This window comes from Microcystis viridis FACHB-1342 (assembly GCF_014698335.1).
Lineage (GTDB): Bacteria > Cyanobacteriota > Cyanobacteriia > Cyanobacteriales > Microcystaceae > Microcystis > Microcystis ichthyoblabe_A.
In genome coordinates this window covers 22,482-33,447 of sequence record NZ_JACJSV010000053.1, presented here as the reverse complement: position 1 = coordinate 33,447, position 10,966 = coordinate 22,482, and the positions used below count along the sequence as shown (strand labels likewise).

Annotated in this window: 10 protein-coding genes and 1 CRISPR repeat array; of the genes, 5 read left to right on the top strand and 5 right to left on the bottom strand. The window is 44.3% G+C overall.

The window, feature by feature from the left end; genetic code table 11:
- Nucleotides 1-247 (top strand): IS30 family transposase (locus H6G40_RS16520; RefSeq protein ID WP_190537171.1); only part of this gene is annotated, 247 nt, incomplete at its 5' end.
- 10 nt (nt 248-257) lie between these two features.
- Nucleotides 258-723: direct repeats of the CRISPR family, unit length 37 nt; unit sequence GTTCCAATTAATCTTAAACCCTATTAGGGATTGAAAC.
- Nucleotides 724-1,067: 344 nt separating this feature from the next.
- On the top strand, nt 1,068-3,734 hold the full coding sequence (gene adhE / locus H6G40_RS16515) for a bifunctional acetaldehyde-CoA/alcohol dehydrogenase (protein WP_002778672.1): 2,667 nt from the start codon (nt 1,068-1,070) through the stop codon (nt 3,732-3,734).
- A 182-nt stretch (nt 3,735-3,916) separates the two neighbouring features.
- Here the strand turns inward: adhE and gloB are convergent, their stop codons facing one another.
- Nucleotides 3,917-4,690, bottom strand: coding sequence for a hydroxyacylglutathione hydrolase (gene gloB / locus H6G40_RS16510; RefSeq protein ID WP_190537991.1), 774 nt, complete (start codon nt 4,688-4,690; stop codon nt 3,917-3,919).
- 163 nt (nt 4,691-4,853) lie between these two features.
- Between gloB and H6G40_RS16505 the strand changes: the two genes are divergently transcribed.
- Together H6G40_RS16505 and H6G40_RS16500 are read left to right on the top strand one after the other, a co-directional pair.
- On the top strand, nt 4,854-5,411 hold the full coding sequence (locus H6G40_RS16505; protein ID WP_190537989.1) for a Panacea domain-containing protein: 558 nt from the start codon (nt 4,854-4,856) through the stop codon (nt 5,409-5,411).
- Complete coding sequence (locus tag H6G40_RS16500) at nt 5,404-5,793, top strand: hypothetical protein (RefSeq protein ID WP_002803334.1); 390 nt, start codon at nt 5,404-5,406, stop codon at nt 5,791-5,793. The genes H6G40_RS16505 and H6G40_RS16500 overlap by 8 nt, the downstream gene beginning before the upstream one ends.
- Before the next feature lie 35 nt (nt 5,794-5,828).
- Here H6G40_RS16500 and H6G40_RS16495 read toward each other — a convergent pair whose 3' ends face one another.
- Complete coding sequence (locus H6G40_RS16495) at nt 5,829-7,679, bottom strand: polysaccharide deacetylase family protein (protein WP_190537987.1); 1,851 nt, start codon at nt 7,677-7,679, stop codon at nt 5,829-5,831.
- Between the two features lie 435 nt (nt 7,680-8,114).
- Between H6G40_RS16495 and H6G40_RS16490 the strand changes: the two genes are divergently transcribed.
- Complete coding sequence (locus H6G40_RS16490) at nt 8,115-9,266, top strand: NAD-dependent epimerase/dehydratase family protein (protein WP_002739005.1); 1,152 nt, start codon at nt 8,115-8,117, stop codon at nt 9,264-9,266.
- Nucleotides 9,267-9,367: 101 nt separating this feature from the next.
- Here H6G40_RS16490 and H6G40_RS16485 read toward each other — a convergent pair whose 3' ends face one another.
- From H6G40_RS16485 to H6G40_RS16475, 3 genes are read right to left on the bottom strand one after another with little or no spacing between them, the layout of a single operon-like run.
- Nucleotides 9,368-9,868: a Spy/CpxP family protein refolding chaperone gene (locus H6G40_RS16485; protein ID WP_002738539.1), complete on the bottom strand. Its 501-nt coding sequence runs from the start codon at nt 9,866-9,868 to the stop codon at nt 9,368-9,370.
- Nucleotides 9,869-9,888: 20 nt separating this feature from the next.
- Complete coding sequence (locus H6G40_RS16480) at nt 9,889-10,251, bottom strand: hypothetical protein (RefSeq protein ID WP_002738771.1); 363 nt, start codon at nt 10,249-10,251, stop codon at nt 9,889-9,891.
- Nucleotides 10,251-10,835: a sigma-70 family RNA polymerase sigma factor gene (locus H6G40_RS16475; RefSeq protein ID WP_002738630.1), complete on the bottom strand. Its 585-nt coding sequence runs from the start codon at nt 10,833-10,835 to the stop codon at nt 10,251-10,253. The genes H6G40_RS16480 and H6G40_RS16475 overlap by 1 nt, the downstream gene beginning before the upstream one ends.
- Nucleotides 10,836-10,966: the final 131 nt, after the last annotated feature.

Genomic DNA, 10,966 nt, shown 5'->3' with positions numbered 1-10,966 from the left:
GAAACTAGGAGCAGATTTTTATTTTGCTACTCCTTATCATTCGTGGGAGAGGGGATTAAACGAGCATACCAATGGACTGTTAAGACAATTTTTCCCCAAGGGAACGAATTTTAAAATCGTTAAGCCAGAGGAGGTGGAAAGAGCCGTAAACTTGATTAACAATCGTCCTCGAAAATGTCTTGACTATCGTACCCCGAATGAGGTATTCTATAAAGGTAGATCAGACAGTGATGCAATTCAGACTTGAATTGGCCATTGTTCCAATTAATCTTAAACCCTATTAGGGATTGAAACTTGAATCCTAACTCTTTCCCTAAATCAGCAGTAGTTCCAATTAATCTTAAACCCTATTAGGGATTGAAACTATCGCATTGATTGAAAGTGTGGTATGATAGTAAAGGTTCCAATTAATCTTAAACCCTATTAGGGATTGAAACGGTTAATTTTTTCTAAATCGAATCGGTACGTCGGGTTCCAATTAATCTTAAACCCTATTAGGGATTGAAACAGATTAATTCTCTTAGTGCCGCTGGTGATTTTTTTTAGTTCCAATTAATCTTAAACCCTATTAGGGATTGAAACTTTAAAAATAGCTGCAAGTTAACCCTAAGTCCTTGTTCCAATTAATCTTAAACCCTATTAGGGATTGAAACAGGGGTTAATGGCGTTTCGGAGCGCCAGTTTTAGTTCCAATTAATCTTAAACCCTATTAGGGATTGAAACTGGAACTTGAAACCTTCTAGTCTATTAATTTCAAAATGAGAATTGCTGTCAGTGAGTTTATCGAACTGCTTGCGTCCAAAATATCCTATAAATTAGAGGAAGTATAAGCTAATTTGTATTGATAGTAAATCTGTTTTTAATAGTATGAGCAACTCTCAATCGCACGCTAAAAACCTTCTCCCTTGTTCCTTCTCCCCACTTCCCCATACCTATTACCTAGCATTGTTAGTATTCTATAATACCAATGCTTAGGAAACTATAAAGAAAATCCCAAGATTAGGCGAGTCCCTTGGCGAAAAAGGCTATAGTAGCATAAAATCCGTAATTTTATCTACAAAATTGTTATGACAGTTACCAATAGACAAGAGCTAGAAGAACTGATTCAACAGGTGAAAAAAGCTCAACAACAATTTGCCAACTATAGCCAAGAACAAGTAGATCTTATCTTCAAAAAAGCGGCATTAGCAGCCAACAACGCTCGCATTCCCTTGGCTAAAATGGCCGTACAAGAGACAGAGATGGGAGTAATAGAGGATAAAGTGATTAAAAACCATTTTGCCTCAGAAATCATCTACAACAAATATAAACACAGCAAAACCTGCGGCATTATCGAAGAAGATAAATCCTTTGGATTGCAAAAAATCGCTGAACCCGTGGGCATTTTAGCGGGGATCGTACCCACCACAAATCCCACCTCCACAGCCATTTTTAAAGCCCTAATTGCCCTGAAAACCCGCAACGGCATCATTTTTTCCCCCCATCCGCGAGCCAAAGACTGCACGATCGCGGCGGCCAAAATAGTCTTAGAAGCAGCCGTGAAAGCGGGCGCACCGGCCGGTATTATTGGTTGGATCGATCAGCCATCGGTGGAACTTTCCCAAGCATTAATGCAACATCGCAGCATTAATTTAATCCTTGCCACCGGCGGTCCCGGTATGGTAAAAGCGGCCTATTCTTCGGGAAGACCTTCCCTAGGAGTCGGTGCCGGCAATACCCCCGCTTTAATTGACGAAACCGCGCACATAAAAATGGCTGTTTCCTCGATTATTCTCAGTAAAACCTTCGATAACGGCATGATTTGCGCCTCCGAACAATCGGTAATCGTTGTCGATAGCATCTATGAAGAAGTTCGACAGGAATTTATTGATCGCGGGGCCTATCTTCTTTCCCCCGCAGAAAAGGAAAAAGTCGTCGGGATTCTCCTAAAAGATGGTCATATCAACCCCGATATCGTCGGGCAACCGGTGGAAAAATTAGCCAACATGGCTGGAATTTCTGTTCCTGAAGATACCAGGTTAATAATCGCAGAAGTGGAAAATATTGGCTTAGAGGAACCATTTTCCTACGAAAAACTCTCGCCAATTTTAGCCATGTACCGGGCCAAAGACTTTGAAGATGGGGTAAAAAAAGCCGAAAAACTGGTCTTATTTGCCGGTCGAGGTCATACGGCCGTGCTTTATACTGCACCCTCTAATCGGGAACACATTAAGCGCTTTGAAGACAACGTACAAACAGCCCGGGTGTTAATTAATACCCCTTCCTCCCAGGGTGCGATTGGTGATATCTATAACTTCCGTCTCGATCCTAGTTTAACCCTCGGTTGTGGCACTTGGGGCGGTAATTCCATCAGCGAAAACGTCGAACCTACCCACCTATTAAATATTAAAACCGTAGCCGAGCGCCGGGAAAATATGCTTTGGTTCCGAGTACCACCAAAAGTATATTTTAAATACGGGTCATTACCGATCGCTATTCGGGAATTAGCCGGCAAAAAACGGGCCTTTATTGTCACCGATAAACCTCTTTTCGACCTAGGAGTTACCGCACCTTTACAGGAAATTTTAGAAGAAATCGGCATCACGGTTAATATCTTTTATGATGTGGAACCCGATCCTTCCCTGGAAACCGTCGAACGGGGTTTAAATGTCATTAATACCTTCAATCCCGATGTAATTATCGCTATCGGTGGTGGTTCCCCCATGGATGCCGCTAAAATCATGTGGCTACTCTACGAGCATCCAGAGATAGAATTCGAGAGCTTGGCCATGCGTTTTATGGATATCCGCAAACGAGTCTATGAATTGCCCCCTTTAGGCGAAAAAGCTCTGATGGTGTGTATTCCCACCACTTCGGGAACAGGATCGGAAGTGACTCCCTTCGCCGTCGTCACCGATCGCCGTAATAATATTAAGTATCCTCTGGCAGATTATGCCCTAACTCCCAGCATGGCCATCGTCGATCCGGAATTAGTGCTGAATATGCCGAAAAAATTAACAGCATACGGCGGAATTGACGCTTTAACTCACGCTCTTGAGGCCTACGTCTCGGTTTTAGCCTCAGAATATACTAACGCTCTTGCTCAAGATGCCATCCGACTGCTGTTTAAATATCTGCCCAGTTCCTATCATAACGGAGCTAAAGACCCGAAAGCGCGGGAAAAAGTCCATTATGCGGCGACAATGGCAGGAATGGCCTTCGCTAATGGCTTTTTAGGCATCTGTCACTCCATGGCTCACCAATTGGGGGCAATTTTCCACATTCCCCACGGTCTGGCCAATGCCTTGATGATTTCCCACGTCATCCTCTATAATGCCACCGATGCCCCCTTTAAACAGGCGACCTTCTCTCAGTACAAATATCCTAACGTGAAGTGGCGCTATGCCAGGATCGCTCATTCTCTGGGATTGGGGGGAGAAAGCGAGACCGAAAGTGTGGAAAGATTGGTATTAGCGATCGAATGTTTAAAACGGGAAATCGGTATTCCGGCCAGTATCAAAGAGGTAATTCCCGAAAGTGAAGCCGAATTTATGGCCAAATTAGACCATTTAGCCGAACAAGCTTTCGATGATCAGTGTACCGGAGCCAATCCCCGTTATCCCCTGATCGAGGACTTAAAAACCCTGTTAATCCAAGCTTATCACGGCAATTTGCCCCTAGAGGTGGCGGTAAATGGTCACGGTGAGGTCAGTCTTGCCGATTTGAAGTTAGATCCGCAACCCTTGAGCTTGTAGAGATAGATTTTGCCTTTGATCCCCCCTACTCCCTGTAGGGTTGATTCATGAATCAACCCCACACCCCACACCCCACACCCCACACCCCACACCCTACCCCCCTTAATCAGGGGATATCCCCCCTACCCCCCTTAATAAGGGGGGATTTGACAGTTTTTAACACCTACCTACTTAGCCACTACTTAAAAATTATCTTTTTTCCCCCGCAGCCGTGCAAACACTTGTACTGGTTCGCTGCTATCCATGGTCATGGCCAAAGCGGGACTATCCCAGCGCAAAAAAGGATTAGTCAGCTTTTCCGTCCCCAAAATTGCCGGAATCGTGGGAAGATCTTCAGCGCGATGTTTTTCCACTTCCCGATAACGCTGTTGCAGAGCAGCATTATTAGGGTCAACTGTCAAGGCAAACTTTAAATTATTTAACGTATATTCGTGAGCGCACCAAACCCTGGTCTGGTCAGGCAGCGATCGCAATTTAGTTAAAGAAGCCACCATTTGGCCCGGTGTTCCCTCAAATAAACGACCACAACCCCCAGAAAACAGGGTATCACCACAGAATAACTCGCCGTAATCTCCGGGGTTAACCGGGGGAAAATAATAGGCAATATGGCCGCGAGTGTGGCCGGGGACAAAGAAAACCTCGGCCCGGCGACCGGCAAATTCCACCCGGTCCCCCTCCTCTAAAAACAGCTGCTGGCCCGGAATGCGACCGCGATCCTCCTTTCCCCCATAAACACAAAGATGGGGATAACGATTAATTAAAGCCTGATTAGCCCCCACATGGTCGCCGTGGTGATGGGTATTGAAAATAGCGACTAAATCCACCTGTAAAGCCTCTAATCGCCTGAAAACCGGTTCAGGTTCCGCTGGATCCACCACGGCCGCGATTTTTTGCGCCGGATCGTAGAGGAGGAAAATATAATTATCGGAAAGGGCGTTAAGACGTTCGATCTCCATGGTAGAATTTTGGGCTAAGGTTTAACTCGATCATACCTATAGCAGCATCTTTGAGAAATCAGGCTAGAAACCTCAACCACTGGGACAAAATCTTAAATGTGGCCGATGTAGAATAATAACTATAATAAAAGTGTCATAAAAAAGCAGTGAATTTATAGTAGTTATGACGATCAAATTTCGGTTTCATCCAGAGAAAGCAGTGGAAGCCGCTGCTATACTCTTAAAGCTGCACGGCAAACCGATGAAGTATTTAGGGTTGCTGAAAATGCTCTATATAGCTGACCGTCTTGCTTTAAAAACCATGGATCAACCAATTACTGGGGATCGATATATATCAATGGATTATGGACCGGTTCTCAGGGGTGTTTATGATTTGATTAAAGGACAGCCCGTGGACTCTGCTTTACCCCTGTGGTCGAAATATATTTCTCCCCAGGATTCTAATTATGTTTACCTGCTGCAATATCCCGGCAATGAAGAACTCTGTGAAGAAGAAGAAATGATTCTTAAACAGGTTTACAAGACTTTTGGCCATCTCAATCCCTTTCTTGTAGCCGAATGGACTCACGATCTACCAGAATGGAAGGATCCCCATGGTTCGGCTATTCCAATTTTAGTAGAGGATGTTTTGCGATCTATGGGTAAAACGGAGGAGGAAATCGAAGATATTAGCCAAGAAGCCCAGCGAGAAGCCTATTTAGATGGAGCTTTACATGGCTAGTCTGGTAGTCAAGCTGGGGGATGCCTTTTTAATCGATACACCCCCTAATAAGCAACATCTCTATATTGCGATCGCAAAGACTTCTGAAAATAGATATTTATTTGTCAATGTTACAACTCGAAGAAGCAGTTCGGAAGCTACTTGTGTGCTTTTGCCCGGCCTTGGTGTCCCGAATTTTATCGTCTGTGAATCCGTGATTGCCTATCAATTTGCCCGGGAGATGGATGCCACGGAATTAGCCAGTTTAATCACTGCGGGTAGTCCGATTCCAAAAGGCTCCTGTTCAGCCACAATTCTCGCACAGATTCAGCAAGGTGGTCTGGTTTCTCCACGGCTGAAAAACAAGTACAAAATTGCCCTGAGAGCCTTCTTAGATACATAGCTTCAGCCGTTTTCTGGTTAACAAGTTTTTGTCCCCTAACTCCCCGCAGGACAGGAATCGGCGAAAATTACGCAGGGAATCCCCACATGACTAATGGGAACAATATAGGTTTCTGTGGGGGGAAATAAAGCGACAACGTGGGGAACGGGACGGGGAGTATAATGCACTTGCGATTGGCCCTGATAAGCGAGGGAGGTGCTTGCTCCTGAATCCAACATCACCGCCTCCCGAAAACCTGCCTGTACTAATAATTCTCCCAAAGCCATCGAATCGATCGGGTCTCTGGAAACCCCGATTACTGGCTGTCCTGCCTGATTAATCCCCCAAAAAGCCCGGTGACGCAGGGCATCAAAACCGTAAAGTGTACCAAAGGATTCTCGCGATTGTGGTTGTCCATCTTTGACTAACCAAGCGGCCGCGACAAAAGCATCCGTAACCTTGAGATCATTTCTAGCCTCCGCTGCAATTCCTTCTAGGGTATTATGACGAGCAGGATCAAAAGGAAGATAACGCACCCATCGATCGGTAATGATTACTAAAGGACGACCCTCTAACTTGTCAATTTCTCCCTCATATCCCGGGATAAAGCCGCCATTTTGGCTTAAAACCGGCCCGATCATCTGATTTGAGTCCAATTCCTTGAGAGAGAAAAAACCGCCATCCACGGCCGCGATCGCTTCTGTACCGGCGATAATTTCCTCCACTTGATAGCGACTATCAGCGTGGATAGTTTTGGGAATCCCGCCACTAATTAATACAAGTGTATTAGTTGGAAATTCCACTTCCCGTTTTTGGATGGTGGTGGCAAAGTTAAAACCGCCATCGGTACGGGGTAAGGGATCACCCCCCCAAGCTTGCGGTACAACTTCTCGCGTGCGCGATTGCCCAAAGCGTCCAATCGTGAGTAAATTGGGGGATTGTCCAGCAAAATGCTCATCGAGGTCATTCATCGATAAAGCCGCCCGATAACCCGCTTTTTTGACGAATTCCTTCACTCGATCGTCCGCCTTCCCTTCCGGATAGGTGAAATAATTAATCGGAATACCCAATTCTTTTTCTAAAATTTGTTTCGATTGCTTGACTTCTTGCTCCAAATCTGCATCGGACAATAATCTTAAATCCCGGGGATGACTAACACTATGGGAGACAATTTGTACTAGAGGATCGGCGGCCATTTCCTGGAGTTGTTGCCAAGTGACACTGGTTCTGCCGGTTTTTTGAGTCATTTTATTGATATAAATCGAGAAAACGGCAGGATAGTTATATTTTCTCAATAAAGGATAGACATACTGGTAATGTCCCCCATAACCATCATCAAAAGTTAATAAAACCGGTTTAGCGGGAAGGGGGATCCCTGTCCGCAGATGGGAAATTAACCAATCGATACTGATAGGAGTTGCCCCGATTTCCTGCAAAAACTGAAAATGTGCCTCTAATTCGGCGGGAGTAACGTCAAAAAATACCTCTTTTTCCGGTAAAATGTCGTGATACATTAAAATCGGTACTTTTGTCTCTTGAGCGCGGGGATGAATTTCTGGCCAGGGTGCTAATTCGATCGCTGTTGCCGAGTTATTTTGCCAATTATCGAGACTAATATCGTTTTTTTGGAGAGATAGGGGTAGAATCACGCGATCGGAGATGTTTTTATAGGTTTTACAGTCAAAAACTCTCGATATATCCTTAAAGGAACTATCTTCTAGGACATAATCCGCGCATTCTGGTTGAAACTCCCTAAAAGGTGCGGGAAGATAATCACCCCCCACCAGAGCATTAGAACGAGGATAGAGAGAAATTGCCCAAATAATCAGACAAGTGACGATAAATGCCAAAAATCCGTATAGGGGAAGGAAAGGAAACGAAGATTTTTGCCGAGCTTGCCAACGCATAAGATCAAGTAATAAAGTAAAAAGTAAAAAAGAAAAAGTAAAAAAGCAGATAGTCCCTAATTTACTGAAAAAACTGCTTTTTATCTAGATTTTTGGCTTTTGTTTTCTCGTCAGCAAAGCCCACTGATTACAAGCTGAGTTTCTCTGTAATCCGTTCCCTTGTCAAGTTTTCTAGAACACCCTCATCAGTTATCAGTGATCAGATTTGAGTTTTCAGTGGACAGTGGTAATCAGTGAGCAGTTGTCAATAGACTACCTTTATTGATTCTTCCTATTTCCCCACACCCCCATCACCCCATCACCCCACTCCCCACACCCTACACCCTACACCCCACACCCCACACCTTACTATGTTCAGGGGGATTAAGCTGGTAAAGCGTGACACAAAACTGCTAGAGTTACCAAAGACGAGTATATAAACTTTACAGATATTGTATGAGAGTTTTGGTTATTGGCGGAGACGGCTATTGTGGTTGGGCAACGGCACTCCATCTATCAAATAGAGGTTACGAAGTAGGCATACTTGATAGTTTAGTTCGTCGCTATTGGGACTTACAATTAGGCTGCGATACCTTAACACCGATCGCACCCATATCTCATCGGATTCAACGCTGGCAAGATCTGACGGGAAAATCGATCGATCTTTTTGTCGGAGATATTAATAACTACGACTTTCTGATTCAATCCCTGCGACAGTTTCAACCAGACACCATTGTTCACTTCGGAGAACAGAGATCTGCACCCTTCTCCATGATCGATCGCGAACACGCAGTTTTAACCCAAGTTAACAACGTGGTTGGCAATTTAAATATCCTCTACGCGATGAAAGAGGAATTTCCCGAAGCGCACCTAGTGAAACTGGGAACCATGGGTGAGTATGGCACACCGAATATAGATATTGAAGAAGGCTACATCACGATCGAACATAACGGTCGTAAGGATACTTTACCCTATCCCAAACAGCCAGGTAGTATGTACCATCTTAGCAAAGTCCACGATAGCCATAATATCCATTTTGCCTGTCGGATGTGGGGTTTAAAAGCCACAGATCTCAATCAAGGGGTGGTTTATGGAGTCCTCACCGAAGAGACGGGAATGGATGAGATGTTAATTAACCGTCTTGATTACGATGGGGTTTTTGGTACTGCTTTAAACCGTTTTTGCATTCAAGCAGCGATCAGTCATCCCCTAACAGTGTACGGTAAAGGTGGTCAAACGCGAGGATTTTTAGATATCCGCGATACCGTGCGTTGTTTGGAATTAGCGATCGCCAATCCTGCTCAATCCGGGGAATTCCGCGTTTTTAACCAATTTACCGAACTGTTTAGCGTCGGTGACTTGGCACTGATGGTGAAAAAAGCTGGTTCTGCGTTAGGGTTAAATGTGGAGATTAACAATCTTGACAACCCGCGCATCGAGTTAGAGGAACATTATTTTAACGCTAAAAACACAAAATTACTCGATCTAGGCCTACAACCTCACTATCTCTCCGATTCTCTCCTTGATTCCCTCCTAAACTTCGCCACCAAGTATAAAAATCGGGTAGATATGAATCATATCCTACCAAAAGTCACTTGGAAACGATAATTTATTAGTAAATGATAAGTTGAGGATGGGTTACTTGCCCATCCTTTGCGTTTTTCTAATGTATCGCCATCAAACTCGATCTTAATCCGCACTGATGGGAATTATTGTCGTCCGCGATTGCGGGAATTAGCGCGACTTTCCTGCATTAACTGGGAAAATTCCTTTCTTTGAGCGGGAGTTAAGACTTGACGAATTTCTAAAAAACTTTCAAATTGCAGGTTACTCATTTCTTGGCGATTCCGAGAGATTTGCTGATGTTTAGCACGAATATCTCGATCGGAGGCATTATTCGATAATAAACTATTTAATTCTTGTTCGTTGCTTCTCAGGGTTTCTCGCAACTTTTTGGTTTTTTCCTGATATTTCTGACGAATAGCGGCAACTTTCGACTTTTGGTCATCGGTAAGGTTCAATTGTTCAATTAGTCTTTCTCTAGAATTATCCATCCCACGGGGACGATTTTCAGGACGTTGGGGAGAGCTAGTTTGAGCAATAAATAGACCATCTTGGGGATAGGATAGCACAGTGGCAGTGGGGACTAGGTTAGCGGCCAGAGTTAAAGCCATGGTTGTGCCGAGAATCGAGACAGTAGAAAAGTACATAATTGACCTTGACAAAGAAATTAAGGATTATAGGTAGAATAGGTGAGTTGAGGCTCGTTTAAGCTCATCCAAGGCGAACTATAAACGCTAGGAGCAGCAATCGGTGGAGCGATGCTATGGTTCCAACTCTCCACTAAAAAAGCTTCTAACTCCTCGTCGGAAATTTGGCTCAGTTGTGGATGAGGATCGGACCAACGATAGGAAGCAAAAATCAGCACAGATAAGGCAGTAATACCAGTTATCCACCCCAATTTTGGGAAATTTACTGGCTTTTCTTCCCTAATCATTTGCATTAACTGTTCTTCTTCATCTATCGGTCGAGGTGGCAGCGATGGACGATAGCGACGCAGAAAATTAACCACTTTGTCATCTTCTGGGGACATTAGAGAACTCCTTGTTTTTGCAAAAATTGGCCCATGATTTTACGCGCATAATGAAGACGTGATTTCACCGTACCGAGGGGAATTTCTAAGATTTCGGCGATTTCCTTTTGGGGTAAGTCCTCTAGATCGTGAAGCACGAGGACAGCGCGATGTTCTAAACTGAGAATTTCTAACCCTTGTCGGACCACCTCCTCATAATGCAATTGCATCAAATCGGGACTATCTTGGGGACGGGATTCACTATCAAGGGGGTTTTCCTGATCAGTGCTTTTGGCGATCCTCATTTGTCTTTTGGCTAATTGTCGCCGACCATCGAGCGCCACATTGCAGGTGATCCGATAAACCCAAGTGGAAAAGTATTCAGGTGAACGCAATTTCGGCAACCCGTGCCACACTCTTAAAAATACCTCTTGGACAAAATCCTCTAGGAATTCCTGTCCACAGAGTTGATAGAGAGTAGAGCGGATTTTTGGTTGATAAAGACGGTAAAGGTGACGAAAAGCACCCCGATCACCCCTTTGACATTTTAAAACTAACTCTCGATCGCTCACACTTGTTTGTTTCTCGGTTATCACCTCGATCATTCCCCTCACCCCTAGCTACTTGTCCCTTTAGACTAGGGGGTGTCAAGAATGGTTCATAACCAGTGATCAGTTATCAGTGATCAGTTATCAGTGATCAGTTATCAATAGACTACCTTTATTGATTCTCCCTA